General features: G+C 37.5%; 15 protein-coding genes, 1 tRNA gene and 1 pseudogene. 3 read left to right on the top strand and 14 right to left on the bottom strand.

The genetic code is table 11. The features are described 5' to 3' along the window. Nucleotides 1–4 precede the first annotated feature (4 nt). The 6 genes from FJ218_01125 to FJ218_01100 form a co-directional block, all read right to left on the bottom strand. A complete protein-coding gene (locus FJ218_01125) occupies nucleotides 5–1,960 on the bottom strand; it encodes a hypothetical protein (protein ID MBM4165519.1) in 1,956 nt (651 codons plus the stop codon). 19 nt (nucleotides 1,961–1,979) lie between these two features. Continuing rightward, nucleotides 1,980–3,620 (bottom strand): cytochrome C, encoded by a 1,641-nt coding sequence (locus FJ218_01120; GenBank protein MBM4165518.1) that lies wholly within the window; start codon nucleotides 3,618–3,620, stop codon nucleotides 1,980–1,982. After that, on the bottom strand, nucleotides 3,617–4,240 hold the full coding sequence (locus FJ218_01115) for a tetratricopeptide repeat protein (GenBank protein ID MBM4165517.1): 624 nt from the start codon (nucleotides 4,238–4,240) through the stop codon (nucleotides 3,617–3,619). The genes FJ218_01120 and FJ218_01115 overlap by 4 nt, the downstream gene beginning before the upstream one ends. A 42-nt stretch (nucleotides 4,241–4,282) precedes the next feature. After that, on the bottom strand, nucleotides 4,283–5,176 hold the full coding sequence (locus FJ218_01110; GenBank protein MBM4165516.1) for a hypothetical protein: 894 nt from the start codon (nucleotides 5,174–5,176) through the stop codon (nucleotides 4,283–4,285). A gap of 79 nt (nucleotides 5,177–5,255) precedes the next feature. Beyond that, nucleotides 5,256–5,333: transfer RNA gene (locus tag FJ218_01105), tRNA-Pro, on the bottom strand. Between the two features lie 27 nt (nucleotides 5,334–5,360). Next, complete coding sequence (locus FJ218_01100; GenBank protein ID MBM4165515.1) at nucleotides 5,361–7,280, bottom strand: WD40 repeat domain-containing protein; 1,920 nt, start codon at nucleotides 7,278–7,280, stop codon at nucleotides 5,361–5,363. 118 nt (nucleotides 7,281–7,398) lie between these two features. Here FJ218_01100 and FJ218_01095 point away from each other — a divergent pair, with 118 nt between their 5' ends. Further along, nucleotides 7,399–7,713, top strand: coding sequence for a hypothetical protein (locus FJ218_01095; protein MBM4165514.1), 315 nt, complete (start codon nucleotides 7,399–7,401; stop codon nucleotides 7,711–7,713). Between the two features lie 13 nt (nucleotides 7,714–7,726). On the opposite strand, the gene serS is transcribed toward FJ218_01095, so the two are convergent. Genes serS through FJ218_01070 form a run of 5 tightly spaced genes read right to left on the bottom strand, consistent with a single transcriptional unit; the run spans nucleotide 7,727 to nucleotide 12,370 of the window. Continuing rightward, on the bottom strand, nucleotides 7,727–8,992 hold the full coding sequence (gene serS, locus FJ218_01090; GenBank protein ID MBM4165513.1) for a serine--tRNA ligase: 1,266 nt from the start codon (nucleotides 8,990–8,992) through the stop codon (nucleotides 7,727–7,729). 5 nt (nucleotides 8,993–8,997) lie between these two features. Then, on the bottom strand, nucleotides 8,998–9,909 hold the full coding sequence (locus FJ218_01085) for an SDR family oxidoreductase (GenBank protein MBM4165512.1): 912 nt from the start codon (nucleotides 9,907–9,909) through the stop codon (nucleotides 8,998–9,000). 5 nt (nucleotides 9,910–9,914) lie between these two features. Next, nucleotides 9,915–10,751 (bottom strand): 2,3,4,5-tetrahydropyridine-2,6-dicarboxylate N-succinyltransferase, encoded by an 837-nt coding sequence (locus FJ218_01080; protein ID MBM4165511.1) that lies wholly within the window; start codon nucleotides 10,749–10,751, stop codon nucleotides 9,915–9,917. Nucleotides 10,752–10,772: 21 nt separating this feature from the next. Further along, complete coding sequence (locus FJ218_01075; protein MBM4165510.1) at nucleotides 10,773–11,276, bottom strand: hypothetical protein; 504 nt, start codon at nucleotides 11,274–11,276, stop codon at nucleotides 10,773–10,775. After that, nucleotides 11,267–12,370 carry a hypothetical protein gene (locus FJ218_01070; GenBank protein MBM4165509.1) on the bottom strand — a complete coding sequence of 368 codons (1,104 nt, stop codon included), beginning with the start codon at nucleotides 12,368–12,370 and terminating at the stop codon, nucleotides 11,267–11,269. Before FJ218_01070 ends, FJ218_01075 begins: the two co-directional genes overlap by 10 nt. A gap of 123 nt (nucleotides 12,371–12,493) precedes the next feature. On the opposite strand from FJ218_01070, the pseudogene hemH reads away from it, so the two are divergent. Both hemH and FJ218_01060 read left to right on the top strand, forming a co-directional pair. After that, nucleotides 12,494–13,277, top strand: a pseudogene (gene hemH, locus FJ218_01065) (ferrochelatase). Nucleotides 13,278–13,397: 120 nt separating this feature from the next. Beyond that, on the top strand, nucleotides 13,398–15,095 hold the full coding sequence (locus FJ218_01060) for an adenylate/guanylate cyclase domain-containing protein (GenBank protein ID MBM4165508.1): 1,698 nt from the start codon (nucleotides 13,398–13,400) through the stop codon (nucleotides 15,093–15,095). A gap of 93 nt (nucleotides 15,096–15,188) precedes the next feature. On the opposite strand, the gene FJ218_01055 is transcribed toward FJ218_01060, so the two are convergent. The 3 genes from FJ218_01055 to FJ218_01045 all read right to left on the bottom strand — a co-directional run bounded on the left by FJ218_01055 (nucleotide 15,189) and on the right by FJ218_01045 (nucleotide 16,508). Beyond that, entirely contained in the window at nucleotides 15,189–15,668 is a 480-nt protein-coding gene (locus FJ218_01055) for a hemerythrin domain-containing protein (GenBank protein MBM4165507.1), read from the bottom strand. A 76-nt stretch (nucleotides 15,669–15,744) separates the two neighbouring features. After that, nucleotides 15,745–16,047, bottom strand: coding sequence for a hypothetical protein (locus tag FJ218_01050; protein MBM4165506.1), 303 nt, complete (start codon nucleotides 16,045–16,047; stop codon nucleotides 15,745–15,747). Between the two features lie 86 nt (nucleotides 16,048–16,133). Further along, complete coding sequence (locus FJ218_01045) at nucleotides 16,134–16,508, bottom strand: metallopeptidase family protein (protein MBM4165505.1); 375 nt, start codon at nucleotides 16,506–16,508, stop codon at nucleotides 16,134–16,136. Nucleotides 16,509–16,668 lie beyond the last annotated feature (160 nt).

Raw genomic sequence — 16,668 nt, 5'->3', positions numbered from 1 at the left:
AATGTTAATTGCGTTGAAAAACACCTTCTTCACCTGTTGGATGACAATCATAACATGCGGCACTTTGATAAATATAGCCACTTACATCATTATGTTCATTGTTCATTTCATTTTGCGGATGACACGAAGTTGTACAAGTAAATACTGAAAAATTGTTTGCATTAGGATGACAATCACTGCAAACATTCCATCTTCCGGGACGGTGTTTTGTTCCTTGCGCTATGGGAAATTCCGGAGTATGATTAAATGCAGAATTCCAGTTTGATGTGTTATGACACGCGCTTGTCGTACAATTATGCGGATATCCTTTCGAAGAATGTTGAGGAGCGGAAGTAAAATCGGTTTGATGACAAGGATAACAATCTGTGGGAACATTTGTATAATTTCCGTTCACATGACATTGTTGACAACTTGCTGAAATATGCGCACCTGTTAATGGAAATTGAGTAACACTGTGATTGAACGATGCGTCGTCCCACGTTTCTGTTGTATGACATTCAGTGCACGTATGACTAAAATTAGGCAATGTATGAGGCGGTTCGTTTGCAGACGTATAATCCTGTTCATGACAACTCCAACAGTCGGTTGGAATATTTGTATAATTTCCATTGATATGACATTGCTGACAAGGAGTAGCAACGTGCGCTCCTGTCAATGGAAATTGTGTATTCGTATGGTTAAATGTTGACGGTTGCCATCCAACAGTATTGTGACAAGATTCGCACAAGTGGGAAAATTGCGCTGTCGTATGATTGGGATTTGTTGTTTGTGAAAAATCTGTTTCGTGACAACTCCAGCAATCCATCGGAAGATTTGTATAATTTCCATTGGTATGACATTCTTGACACGCCGTTGTTTGATGCGCTCCGCTCAATGGAAACTGCGTTGTTGCGTGATTGAATGTTGCCGGCTGCCATCCATTTGTAGAATGACATGTTTCGCAGTTGTGTGAAAATTGAGATACAATATGATTGGGATTCTGTGTTTGGCTAAAATCCGATTCATGACAACTAAAACACTCGCTTGATAATGAAGTATAATTGCCGTTCGAATGACATTGCTCGCACAAAACCGATTGATGAGAACCCGTCAAAGGAAATTGTGTTCCTATATGATTGAATGTTGCAGGTTTCCATTGCGTCGCAGTATGACACGCTTTACAATCATGCGAAAATTGTCCTGTTACGTGATTAGGATTTACTGCGTTCACAAACGAATTTTGGTGACAACCAAAACAATCTTTCGGAGTACCAAGCGTTTTTTTATTATGGCATGATTCACACGAGAGAGTGGAATGAATGCCTTCGTTTATAATAGAAATATTGGGATGAAGAAATGTTGTTACATTCCACTTCGATGAAGTAATTTGATGACAATCTTCGCATTGGAACGATATTCCCACTGCGTTGTGTGAAGGATATTTTGAACGCTGATAGTCCTCTCGATGACATCCAGCACAATCTACTGGTAATCCGACAAATTCATTCTTTTGCTGATTCGTATGACATTGCACACAACTTACACTTCGATGAATTCCTAATAACGGAAAGCGCGACGCTTGATGTTTCTCCACTATATCCGTAACCACCCAACTTTGTGTAGTGTGGCAACGTTCACATTGTTTTCCAACTTCGCCGCGATGTTGGTCTGTATGACATGAAACACATTGCAGAGAACCCTTCTCCTCTGAAAACTTTAATGAATGATGACACGATTGGCAACGAATATTTTTATGTTGACCAGTAAGTTGAAATCTTGTTCGTTCACTGTGATTGAATTGCAAATCTCTACGCAATTCACGAAACGAATCTGTCGAATGGCAATCTGCACACGGAAGTGAAAGTATTCCGTGAGGTGATTCTTGCGAATACACTTCTTCAATATTTACAAGTGCATTCACTACGAAAACAACCAATGCTCGAAATATTGTTTTTCGTATGTATTGTTGCAGTGTTTTCACATTGTAACTGAAACGCTATTTATCTTTTTGCATGACATGATTCGCAAAGAGGTGATAACGGTTTGTACCGCGTGAATGTATTTCCATCTTGCGTCGTTTTCTTATGACAATCTTCACAAAATAGTTGTGCGTGTTTTCCATCGAGTCGAAATTGTGACTGTGTGTTATGTTCAAATTGTAGAAAACTCCAACCTCGAGCAGAATGGCATTGTTCACACTTTGTTTGATTATTCTCTATACGTTTGAATTGCCCGAAATGAACATCCGTATGGCATTCATTACATTGCTTCTGTGTTCCCGTAAACTGAATGTAGTTGAAATTGCTTTGCAAAGTTACAATTTTATGACATTCTTTACAAGAAACTGCCTGATGTAATCCAACAAGCGGAAATACAGTTGAATCGTGAGAAAACAATAACGACTTCCAATTTGTTGTCAAATGACATTCCAAACACCCTTTGTCTTTCATTCGCGTTGCAAATTGTCCACTATGTATATCAGTATGACAACTTTGACAACGTAATTCTTTCCAACGAAAACGTATATACTCTTCTTTCGATCCGGAATTTTCTTTTTTATGACACTGATTGCATTGTATTTTTTCGTGCGCTCCTGTTAGTTTGAACGTTGTTTCATTATGCAAAACTACTGAAAACGTAGATGGAGAAAATCCTTCAATCGTATGACAACCTTCACATTTGCCCTTATCTGCTCTCTCTTTAAAATCTCCGCGATGATAATCGGAATGACAATCACTGCACAAAGCGAATGTTCTATCAGAAAATTTTTTTTCTCCCCTCTTTTCTTTGTGGCATTTGCCGCAAACAACATTTTGATGTTTTCCTAAAAGCGGGAACCGCGTATTAGAATGATTAAATTTTCCTTCCGCAATAATTTTCCATCCATCTTCAGAATGACAAGAATTACAACTTGCGCCTAATTTCCCGCCGTGAACATCATTATGACAGAAATGACATTGCTGAAATTGTAATGGTTTAAACGTTTTCAATCGTACCAAATTTCCGTTTATTTCTGCAGTATGACATTTTTGACAACGAACATTTGCATGTTTTCCCTTTAATAAAAACCGCGCTTCGTTATGAGAAAATTTCTCCGCAGGTTTCCATTGCTCATACGAATGACACTGCAAACAATTGGTATTCAATTGCCCGCGATGTTCATCTTCGTGACACGATAAACATTCTCGATGCAAACCCAAAAACGTTTTTGAAATAAACGCATTGCTTTTTTTCAGAATATCTTCATCGCGAATATTGCTCTTCGTATGACATTGTTCACACTTAAGCGTGCGATGTCTACCTTCCAAACCATATCCGGTTTCGTCGTGTAAAAAATTCTTTTTGTCCCATCGAAGCAACGAAACTTCTTTCCCGCGATGGTCTTTGTGACAAACAATGCAGTCTTCATTTTTTTTTTTGAAATGAAAACCGTGCTGCGCATTGATTCGTTGTTGTATTTCTTTATGGCACTGCAAGCATTTTTCACCGGAAATTTCTTTCCCTAAATTATGACATTGCGTGCAGTTGTTTATTCCTTCAAGCGATTCGTGCGCGCTGGAAAGTTTTCCGGGAGAAATTTGCGGATATGCGTGCGCGCAAAATAAGAGTACTGCTATTCCACCATAGAATAGTCGCTTCATTTTTTTAAAGAATTTTCGAGAAACGAAATATTCTCTTTCGATTTTTTTGCAAGTTCAGATGTATCATTTGCTTGTACCGTGCGCTTCCACCAAGTTAATGCTTCCGCATCATTTTTCATTGTAGCATAAAGCGAACCGAGATTGTACATAGCATCTTGATTTCTCGGTTCATACGACAATATTTCTTTCATCAAAGAAATTGCTTGTTGAAAATTCTGTTCGTGATAATAACAAACCGATAATTCCAATCGTGCCGCCGTATTTTTCGCATCGAGTTGTAAAATACGTTCGTAATATTTTTTTGCCTCCGACATTTGATGCGCATCGAAGAGAAAATTTGCAAGTTGCATCAACAGTGAAATATTGTTTGGTTCTTTTTCAACTGAGTGTTGTAAGTTCTCAATTTCCTGTTGCACACGCCGCGCGACGTTTTCCTTCGATGGTTTCGCAGCATTGTTGTTCATTCCGTCTATTGGCGGATGGTTCAAAGGAAGTTCGCTTTGCGGCGGAGTTGAAATTTGTTGCGGTATCGGTTTTTGTTCTTTCAAAGTTGCAACAATAATTACTACCGTTAACACAACTATAATGCCTCCATAAACAAGCACTGGTTTATTTTTCATACAATGGTTTATTACAATAAAGAAATAAGAAAATAACTGCTATTAAAAAATCCAACGATAGCCAAACAGAAACGCAACAATAATATGAATTGCGAGTATGATGAACATAACAATAGTGAACGGTAAATGAATGACATGCCAATAATGAAACAATTTTCTCGTTCCTTCGAGCAATGCTATCCGCTGTTCAAGAATAATTTTCTTGCGCGTAAGCGAAACGATGTTTTTGATTTCGTGAGTAGAAATGTTTGCCTTCACTAATTCATGTTGCAACAATTGAAGGACGTTTCTTCGTTGCGAACCCTTGAGAAAAAATTCCTCAAACACACCAAGCAACGTTTGCGATTTTTCGCGCGCAAGCGAAACAACGATTTCCATACGTTTGAATAGCTCTTCCGAAATTTTATACTCTTCTCGCAATCGCTTCGTGAAAATAAAATTTTCGTTTAATAATTCCTCTATCGTCATTTCTACTCCGCGAATATTTTTCGGAATTTGCACATACAAATATCTTCCGACAATTCCACTTAACATTACAGCAGTCATACTCCAAAAACTTACTGCAACAATTCCGCCGAATTTAAATGTAGTATGATATACTATGAATATGGGACCCACAAGACATAAAAAAATATGAAACTCTAACCAGTAACTGATTTTCCCCCACGACGAAATCGCACGAATTCTTTTCCTCGAAGAATACGTAGAAACACCCAATATAATCATTGCTGTTCCAAGAAAACCTAGTCCATGCCCAATGAATCCCGTAGGTTTCCATAAATCGTAATCCGCATGATATGGACGTTCAGCTATCGGAATCAAATAATAAGAACAACCTTTCAATCCAATAATAGAAACGGAAAGTATGCCGAGAAAAAATAAAAAGAAAACAAAAACAGTATGAATATTACTGCTTGAATCGTGAGGTTTATGCAATACCGTTGAGAAAAAAAATATCGTTGCTTTTGGTTATCGCAACGATAAATATCAAAGAATCCAGAATATCTGAAATAAATTGTCGGGGCGACTGGATTCGAACCAGCGACCTCTTGGTCCCGAACCAAGCACTCTAGCCGGACTGAGCCACGCCCCGAATATCACAATAATGCTCGTGAAAATTTTAGTAGAACTTTATCACTTTGATGAGATTATCGTTCCCGCCAACAGAAATGATGAAAGAATTTTTTGAATGAACAACGAACGATGTTATACTCCCATTATGAAGTTGTAAGCGTCGAAGATTTTTCCCATCGCTAACATTCCACACCGAAATTTCTCCCGCATCTGTTCCGGCAATAATTTCTTTGCCTTGATTTGCAAATGACAGTGTATTGATACTTGCACTTCCAGCGTCTATGGTCTGAAGCATTGTTCCATCGGATAATTTCCAAAGAAGTATTTTTCCATGTGGAGTTCCAGAAGCAATACAATTTCCTTCGGAACTAACGGAAACCGATTTCATAATGTCGTTTCCGTATAATCGAGAAAATTCTTTCTCTTCAGAAATATTCCATAATCGTATCGTCGAATCATCGCTCGTAGAAACTAATATTTTGTTATCAGAAGTAATTGAAAGCGCATTTACCATTCCCGTGTGTCCGTCGAAATTTTTTGCTTCTGTTCCATCGGATATATTCCAAGCGTGAATACTTTTATCGCCACTCCCAGAAATGTAATATGTATTATCATTCGTAACTGCAGATGTAGTAACAAAATCTGTATGAGCGTCAATAGTTCTCACGAGTTTTCCTGTAAGTAATTCAGTAACTGTTACTATTTCGTTTCCACCAGCAAACACATATTGGTTATCAGAAGATATGGAAACTGTTAAGATGACACTGGGATTATCAATATTTACATATAATGAATCCAACGTTCCGTCATTCAATCTCCAAACGTAGGTTTTGTGGTCATTACCTACTGTTACAAAATACTGTTCATTAGCAGAGAGAGCAACATCGGTTATACCTTCCGAGTGTTTAGAAAGTGAATAGAGTATATCACCAAACGTTGCAGCAGATAAGCGTTGTTCCCAAATCTGTGTCCGCTTATCGTTTTCTACTTTTTCTGCTTTTATTTTTTCTAATTTACTTTGCTCTCGCCACCATAAAAGGCCATAAAACAATCCACCAATGATTGCAACAACTACAAGTGCGCGAATTATTTGAAATCGTCGTTTCGCACTTTCCAATCCATTGATATCTGCAACCAATTTTGTTTCGAATTCTCCGGAATCTCCACCAACACTGCTAACTATTCGTATCAATTGCCATGCAACTTTTATGTTCCGTTCTTTTATAGGAACTTGCATTTCTTTCTCAATAAGTGCAAGAGATTTTTTTGCGAGGTATTCTTGCGAAACAGTAACATCTCCTCCGGCAACTGCGGCAAGACCAACATAACTTTCCGTTAAATCATATTTATTTTGGTCAAGTGTGCGTTCTGCAAGCCGAAGTGCTTTTTCTGTCATCTTTTGACGCGCGGGAGTTAAATCAATAGTAATCGTTTTTGCAATACTGATGTAATTATCTACTAACTCAACTGTATCATCGTTCAACCGTTCATCCGCTAATTCCATCAAACGTGTTTCAAGTTGTTCTTCCAAATAGCGTTTATCGTCGCTTGCTAATTTTCCTACTTGATAATATCGGCGAACTAAACCAACATCGCCTTCTTCAAGTTTATTTCGAGCAATCGCATACGCCATTTCTGATGCTTGGTTCAGTTGAGTTTGAACGTTTGCTATTGTTTTTTTAACAATATGCAGAAATTCTTCTACAAAATGCAACGATATTTCTTCCAACGATTTCAAAACAAAAACCATCGCTCGTTCCGCAAGCATTTGATGAATTTCTGTTACGTTAAATCCGGATTCTGCAATATCTTTCGTGATGGAAAGAACCGTTTCCATTTCATTAGGATGTTTCATTTCCGAAATGATTTCTTTATAATGCGCAAGTCGTTCTTCTGCTTGGCGTTGCGTATAAGCGGGCGCTGCTTGTTTTTTCTTCTGATGCGTTTGTTGCGACGTTTCGGTCATAATTTTTTCCTCTCAACGTTAGAAAATTTCGGATGAATATACGAGAAACACTTACGAAGCACAATATTTGCAGAGTTTGAAATGAAAAAATAATTTTTACTATATTTTCCCCGCATTTATGGAACTACAAAACTCACAACAACCTCCTCCCCAATCGCAAACTCAAGAAAAATCCGAGCAAATCATAGAATCCCGAACGAAAAAACCTTGGAGTGAATGGGAACGGATTTTATCTATGACGGATATAACTTCTGCAAATCAGAAAGAATATATCGAAGACCTTCGCACTTCTTTTAATTTAGAAGGATACATTGCTTCGCTTATTGTCATTCACTACAAAAGCAAACATCGGTTATTTTCTCAGCCACAGAAAACGGAACCTCAACAATCAGAATCTCCTTCTACGATGTTCACGAATGATGAACTTCAATAAATAGCATACTTCCTTATTCAAAAACAGAAAATCTGGTATACTTCTGAAGAACCGAAGGAACGATGACTTTTCCTTCGGGAGTTTGATAATTTTCTAAAATAGCAGCAACTATTCTTGGCAACGCAAGCGCGGAACCATTAAGCGTATGTAGAATTTCCGGTTTTCCTCCGTTCATTGGACGATAACGAATGTTCATTCTTCTCGCCTGAAACGATTCAAAATTACTTACCGAAGAAACTTCTAACCATTTTTTTTGCGCCGCCGACCACACTTCGAGGTCATACTTCTTTGCTTGAGAAAATCCCATATCTCCTGTACACATCAGCAATACACGATAAGGAATATTGAGTTTTTGGAGTAAGATTTCTGCGTCACTTCGTAATTTTTCCAACTCGTTGTATGAAGAATCGGGAATTACAAATTTTACTAATTCCACTTTGTCAAACTGGTGCAAGCGATTTAACCCGCGAACATCTTTTCCATACGAACCTGCTTCACGACGAAAACAAGGAGTGTACGCGCAGTATTTTATGGGCAATTTCTCTTCTAAAATAATTTCATTCCGATGAAAGTTTGTTACCGGTACTTCTGCCGTAGGAACAAGATATAATCCGTCTCGCTCTGCAATGTACATCAAATCCTCTTTGTCGGGAATTTGTCCCGTTCCTCTTGCAGAATCTTCGTTCACAACAATTGGCGGTTCAATTTCCGTATATCCGTGTTCGTTCGCTTCATCAAGAAAAAAATTGATTAGCGCTCGCTGCAATTGCGCACCTTTTCCAACATAGAAAGGAAATCCTGTTCCCGAAACCATTGCTCCGCGATTGAAATCTATGATTCCACATTTTTCTGCAATCTCCCAATGTGGTTTCGGCTCAACATCCATCTCGGATAATTTTCCCCAAGTAAATATTGGCACATTTTCTTCAGGTGCTTTACCAAAAGGAACGGAAACATGAGGAACATTGGGAATCGTCAATAACAACTGATTGAGTTTTTGGTCTATGTCAAACACTTCTTTGTCATATTGTTGAATCTCGCTTTTTAATGTTCCCATTTCAGAAATTAACGTCGTAGCATCTTCGTTCCGTTTCTTCAATGCGGCAATTTCTTCTGTTACAATGTTGCGTCTGTTCTTGAGTGCATCAACGCTGAATTGCAATTCTCTTCTTCTTTTATCAAGATTCAGAATATCATTGACAAAATCTTTTTCTCCTTTTTTTCTTATTCCTTCATGAACTTCTTCAGGATGCTCGCGGATATATTTTAAATCAAGCATAGATTTCAGTTTTGTTTTTTTTCTAACATTAGTTGATGATATAAAACGGAAAGTCCTTTTGTTACTCCCGATAATTTTAAACTTAATTCTGTTTCGGCTTTCAATGTTATAAATCCCGAACGTAACGGACGCGGTGCAACTTGTTTCAAATCGCTTGTAACAATTGGAATAATGTGAGATGTATTCAGTTGAAATTGCTCCGCGATAGTTTGCGCAAACTGAAAACGATTCAAAATATTTTCTCCCGCAATATTGTACACTCCAGCACGCTCCAATTCAACAATTTTTAAAGCCGCAAACGCCAAATCATCTGCAAGTGTAGGATTCCCCCATTGGTCAGTAACAACACGAATATTTTTTTTCTCTTGTAACGAACGAATCACCCAAAGCGCAAAATTTGTTTTAACGTTTATTCCAGTTCCGTACACAATCAATGTTCTTAATATCGTGAATGGATGCGAACTCATTCGCAATGCATTTTCGCTTGCTAATTTTGTTTTTCCATAATACGATATCGGATTAGGAAGCGATGTTTCGTCATACGGTCCCGCTTTACCGTCAAAAATATAATCCGACGAATAATGAATGATGTGCGTTTCCGATTTGACTGCAGAAATTAAATGCTCAACACCAACAACATTTGCAAGCCATGCCTGTTCCTTTTCTTTTTCACAACCATCCACATCTGTATAAGAACCGGCGTTGATAATAACATCCGGTAAATAATCATTCACAACAGAATGTACTTCTTTCTTAACGGATAAATTCATTTTCCGATACGGTAACAAATTTCCAAATACGGACTTTTCGTGTTTGGATGTAAGTAAGAGTTGATATTGCTCGCTTTGAGAAAAAACAAACGCAAGTTTTTGTCCTACTAATCCATTGCTACCCGTGATGAGAATCTTTTTTGCCATAAAAATTATCGAAGATTTTCTTCCAACAGCGTAGCATTGTTTGTTTTTTCGTCGCGATACTTAATAATCATCGGTGTGAAGATGACCAATCTGTTTTCTTCTGCCCATTTTCCTGATATGGGTCTTCCGCCAGATACGACAACGGCATTTCGAGGAATTACCAACGGATGTTTTTTTGTTCCGCAAAGTATGTTTTCCCGAACAACATCATAAACCGGAGTTGATGCCGTAAGATTTACACCCGATGCAATTACCGCTCCTTCAGAAACGATGACGCCTTCAAAGATTCCACAATTCCCTCCCACAAAAACATCGTCTTCTATGATTACGGGCATTGCTTTAATCGGCTCTAACACTCCTCCAATTTGCGCTCCTGCAGAAATATGAACGCGCTTTCCTATTTGCGCGCACGAACCTACAAGTGCGTGTGAATCAATCATTGTTCCTTCATCAATATACGCGCCGATATTCACGTATGCAGGAGGCATTATTACAACTCCTTTTGCAAGATAACATCCATCACGAACAGTTGTTCCTCCCATGACAATGCGAACACCATCTTCGAAAGAAAATTTTTTGGTTGGAAAATTATCTTTGTCAAAAAATTGAAACGGGGACGCGGATGTAATTTCGGAAAGAATCCCAACGCGAAATCCAAGAAGGATTCCTTGTTTAATCCACTCATGAACACTCCAATGCCCATCCTTTTTTTCTGCCGTTCGCAGTGTTCCTGAATTTAACTGTGTTTTGAGTTCGTTGAAAACAGGTACGACATCAGAACGTTGAAGCAAATGCAGTTCTGTATTATAGAGTTCTTGAATTGTCTTGTGAAGTTCAATCAAGTAATTACGTACTGTATTCAGTTAATTTTTTTTTGCACCCTGATTGATCCAATCAACAAAAATTTGAATCACTTCTTCTGAAAGTTTTGTTTTCCGTTTTGGCAATGGCATTTGGTCGCCAAAGGTTGGTTTCGGTCGCAATTTTTGTATAAACATACTCGAATCTCCTTTGCCCGAAATAATCGGAACACCATTTTTCCCGCCATGCATTAGCATTTCGTACGATTCAAAATACAATTCGCTTGGATTTTCCTCTTCTTCCGAATGACACGGCATACAATGTTTTTGCAGAAGCGGAAAAATTACTTTGGAAAAAGAAACAGTAACGTTCTTTCCCAATTCTTTGTTTGTTTCAACGTTTTCTTCTGAATTCTTTCTTTCTTGAATTACTGTCGTTGATGTTGTATCGTTTTTTTTCTTCTTCGTTTTTTCCGAAGTACTGCTTTCTTGCGAAAAAAATGAATCGGTTGACACAAAGAACAATAGTACTGATACATATATTTTCATTGTACACCTCAAAACCATAAATGTGATTGAATAAGGAATTGATTGTTGGAAACTGTTGGCGTTTCAACATTGAAACGATACTGCGGACGAATCTCAACAAATGAATACGGAAAAAATTCTGCACCGATGACAATTCTATGTTTTTCATCTCCGCGCACACTTCGATACGTGTCAAATTGTTCATAGCGTCCCGTTAACCAAAGTCCTTGAATAAACCGATAATCTATTTCTGCAAACATTGCCATTGACTTACTCGTGTTATCAAACGCAGGAGGAGACGAAAAAATATCTAACGCACCATTTGTCCAATCTATTTCACCTAAAAAAATAACATCATCAACATTTGCACTTAGATGAATACCTCCCATTTTATAGTTTTGATATTGGTAACCCGAAAAACCAACAACATAATGAACTTGAGAAACCGATTGAGCAATTTCTGCTTTTACAACAAATGCTTTATGTCGAGAATATTCGAGCGTAGAATAATTTCCAGTTCCGTTAAATATTCCGGCAGTTACGAATATATTGTCCAGCGAACTTCCGAATTCAATTCCGATATCTTTGTAATTCGGGGGGAAAAATAATTTCGCTCGAGTAAAAATTGTATGGTCATCCTGTTTCCAACCAAAATCCGGAAGAAAACTTCCTCCTTTGATATAGAACTTCGGAAATAATTTCAACATTCCAAAAACTTCTGTTCCGCCGTAATAATTTCCATACGTACCGTTCACGATATCTTGTTTCAAATACAATGTAATTTTTTTCGAAAGTCGAGCAGATGCATACAATGACGCTGTCATCAACTGAAATGTATTCAAGTGCGAAAATTCTTCTGATAAAAATTGCGTTCGAACATCCGCACCTATCGTTATGTTATCAGAAAGTTTCGGGTCAAAAGAAAAATCTTCTTCGAACGTTGATTCAAGAGATAACTTGTCGAGACTGTACGTTGTTCCGTATTCATTGCGCATTTGTCCTCCTGTCGGATTAGTATGACACGATGAACATCGCATATTTTCTTTCAATGAAAATCGCGGAAGTGGAAAAATTTGTGTTGGATAAATAAATGCAATGGTAAATAAGAAATAGATAAAATTTTTAAAATTCATAGTGGGTAAAAAATTCGGGTTCCAAAAACGGGTGCAATATAACAATCGAATTTATTCTATGCCAAATAGGTTTGCGAAAAAGAGTTTAAGTATTTTTTTCAAATTTATTTTTCGATACAATCAATTTCGGAACAAAAAACTGCTGTCGTACTTTTTCAATTAGGTGAACCGGATTCGCTCGATGCTGTTGAGCATTTTTTATACAATTTATTTAGCGACCCCGATATCATTGATTTTCCGTTGCATTTTTAGCAAGGAAATTACTGGCACAATTTATTTCTTCTCGGCGTTCAAAAACAGTGAGAGAACACTATGCAACAATCGGAGGAAAATCTCCTATCCGTGAACTTACTGAATTGCAAGTAACTGCATTGGAAAACGAACTTCGCCGAACAGAAAATGTTTCAGTTTTTGTTGCAATGCGGTATTGGAAACCGTTCACCCACGTAGCCATCGAAAAAATTTGTCGAGGACATTTTCAGCGCATTGTTTTAATCCCTATGTATCCTCAATATTCTTTTACAACTTTCTCTTATTAGAAAAGGCGACCAATATCAATTTCAGATTGAAGAAACTGTTCGTTCAGTGCTTGAAACAGGGAAATGGAATCTTTCCTCGTCTATTTGTTATCAAAGCAAAGTAGGTCCTGTAAAATTGTTAAAACCTTCGTTGAAGGAACAATAGAAAACGTAGCAGCAGAACAAAAGAAAAATATTTTAGTCATTCCGATTGCATTTGTTACCGACCATATCGAAACACAGTGCGAAATAAATATCGAAATACGAGAACTAGCGTATCAATGAGGTATACAGCAATTCGCAAGGACTACAGGACTCAACAATTTACCCAGTTTATTTCTTCATTAGCGCAACTCGCAAAAGAAAAAATTTCTTTGTTTGAAAATTAACTTGAATTGTTACTTAAAGAAATGTATATTTGCTCTCACTTTCTAAAAAGTAGAAATCATTTGCAAATTTATTTACAACATTCAAACAATCGTTAATGCGTAGAGACAACCGTGGCTGAGATGGAGAAAAGAATTGCCTACGTGGCAATGCTAGATATAGTAGGTTTTTCAAAACTTACGAATGAGTTTCAAGTAAAAAAAGTATATACGTTGGAAAATATCATTCGACAAACTCCTACATTCCAGACAACAAATCAAAACTCGCTTTGTATAAAAACAACAGGCGATGGTGCAATTCTTTGTTTCTTCGACGATATGGAAGCACCGCTGAAAATTGCCATCGAAATTCAATCCGCTCTTGCAAAAAATAATCAGAAACTCACCGATGAACAAAAAATTGATGTACGCATCGGAATCAATATCGGACAAGTCTCTGTGCGCCGAGATTTAGCGGGGAATGCTGACATTATCGGAAACGCCGTCAACAAAGCAGAGCGACTAATGAGTTTTGGCGTTACGAATCATATACTTGCATCTCGCGAAGTGTATGATTTGGTTGCAGTTCTCAACGAACGCTACAAACAAATGTTTCATTTCTGCGGAGAACTTCCGGATAAACACGGCATCACACATACAATTTATAATGTTTATGGTGATGATGTTGGAAACGCAGTGCAACCTGTTTCAAAAACTGCTCAGAAGGAAGAAAAAAAAGCAGAAACAGTTTCTCCTCAATCAGGCGCAACGCAAACGCAAAAGAAAAGCCCGTATCAAACCGGCGGAAAAATTACATCCTTAGAAGGTTTTGTCGGACGCCAAGAGGAAATCCGCCAAATTTTCGAACTCATTGCTTCGAAGAGTACACGAAGTATTTCCGTTGTCGGCGAACGAAGAATGGGAATAACGTCAATGATTTATTATCTTACACATCAAGAAGTTCGTCAACACTACTTACGCAATCCACAGGAATATATTTTCACTTACGTTGAATGTCCGAAAACACCGAACTTTACGCTTGAAGAATTTTTCCTTGCATTGTACTTCAGTCTCGATAAAACCGGAAAGATGACACAAGGAATTGCGCCTACGTACGATGGCTTCCGAAAATTGTTGGGATATATTGACCGAATGCAAAAATGCGTTGTTCTTATCATTGATGAAATAGATAATCTCGCAAAGAACGATTCGTTTGATATGTACTTTTTTGATTTGCTTCGTTTCGTAGATGAGAATTACAATATCATCGAAGTCGTATCTTCACATCTTCCGCTGAAAGCCGCCATTGGACACAAAGAATATCCCGAAAAACCGTTCTCTGAAATTTTTTCGACGATAAATCTCAGCCACTTTAGTCTAGTCGAAGCAAAAGAACTTTTACTTCGTTCGATGAAAACCGGAGGACCATCGTTTGAACCGTTTATCCAACTCATTATCGGATTGGCGGGTTATCATCCGTATCTATTGCAAGTTGCATGCTCCATTGTGTGGGACGCATTAATATCAGCACCCAATGCACCGTTGAACATTGATGCAGTGAAACAAAAATTTATTGCAGAAGTGCGAGACGTTTTTCAGGCATATTGGGATAGTTTCTCGATGGACGAACGAATCATTATCGCCGATTTAGTAGAAGGACGAAGAAACGCGCGAATGAATATTCTAATAATGAAAGAACTTGCGAGGCGCGGAATGATTATTGATTTGGAAAAATCTCCAAAGATATTTTCCGAAGCATTTAAAGATTTTGTTCTCAAAATGTCCGCTCAACGTTTTCAATCAGCAATTACCGATTTCAAAGTTGGATTTCCACCGCGATAATTTTTTTCTCTTCATTTCAAAAAAAGAAAAAGAACATAAATTACTTATGTTCTTTTTTTATTTTCAAAGTAAAGGTGAACACGGAACGAACTTCTATTTCATTTTTTTTGCAACTTCCCGTAATTCTTCTTTAGTCAAAAATCGTTGCACCATCGGAAACAGAATATAATTTTCTTTATGAATGTGATTCACAAATATTTTCACAATGGAACGCGTGATTGTTGCAAGATAGCGAAGTTCTTTTTTCTCCGATGGTTTTTTTTTAACACGCGTAACTGCATCTCGAAATTTGCTGAATTTTTCAGCAAGCAGAATATGGTCTTCGCGCATTACTCGTGTCGGTCCTTCTACATAGCGTTCTAAAATCGGAAACAACGCCTCTTCTTCTTTGTGATTATGGTCGCCAACTTCGTGATTCATATACGAAAGTGCGCTTAATACCTTCTTAAAATCACGTTCCGAAAATCCATTTGCTGCAAGAGATTTGACAGCACTATTCAGCAACGAAAGTTGATGCAAGGCGGCATCATGTTCTTTCATAAATTCTGCAATCGGGTCAATAATGCGCGACATAATTACATTTCTTCAAAGTATAATACATCAATGCAATGAACGCTCGCGTGAGAATTAGAAATCCACATAAAGAGTCCTATTCAATCGGTTCGATATATGTCGAATACTGTGTTTTTCCTTCCAGTACGTATTCTTGTACTCTCCTCAACAATTCCTGCCATTGTTCATCCATTGTATCTTCCAGCGTTTCGAATTCTTCTTCGCTTTCGCAAAGAAAAATTTCCGTGAATGTATTTTTCTTGCCTTTCTTTTCATACACGTTATAATTTCTCTTCTGCACATTGAGGAAATATAGTTTCATTTCTTCAACAAGTGAAAGATACGCCGGTCGAGCGGCGGGAACAATATCGTACGTGATTGTAAATATGATTTTTGCCATTGAGTATAAAAGATTGTTAGTAGTTAAAATGTTAGTATAGAATTAGAAATAAAATCGTTTCAAGACGTTTTGCATATTACATTGACTTAGTATCCTGCTGCGCGAACTTCCTCTTCGTTCATTCCAAAGTAATGCGCAATTTCGTGAATCAATACTTCGCAAATCTTATTTGGAATTTCTTCGACTGTTCTGCAAACTGCTTCTATATTTTTTTGAAAAAGAAAAATTGTATCAGGTAAAATCGGCGACATTCCGTACCACGTACCGCGATGCTTTGTCGGAATTCCGTGATACAAACCAAGTAAATTATGTTTCGATTGAATGTTCACACTGCGCATTTCCTTTTCCGTCGGATAATCCTCAACAACAATACGAACGTTATCAATTTTCTCTTTAAAAAATTCCGGTAATGCATCGAATGCTTGCTGTGCATAGTTCTCAAATTCGTCGCGCGTCATCATAATAAAATTCTAAAAACGAATTTCTAATTTCTAAACAAATACAAAATTCAAATTGAACTTCTCAAAAAAAAATGAGAGTAATATTACCCAGAGTTCGCAAAGAAAGATATTTTTCAACGTTGTGTGTTTTGCGTTTTAAAAAGTAATGTAGATTTTGTCA

The organism is Ignavibacteria bacterium, from assembly GCA_016873775.1.
Classification (GTDB): domain Bacteria; phylum Bacteroidota; class Ignavibacteria; order UBA10030; family F1-140-MAGs086; genus JAGXRH01.
This window is presented reverse-complemented; position numbering and strand designations above follow the sequence as displayed.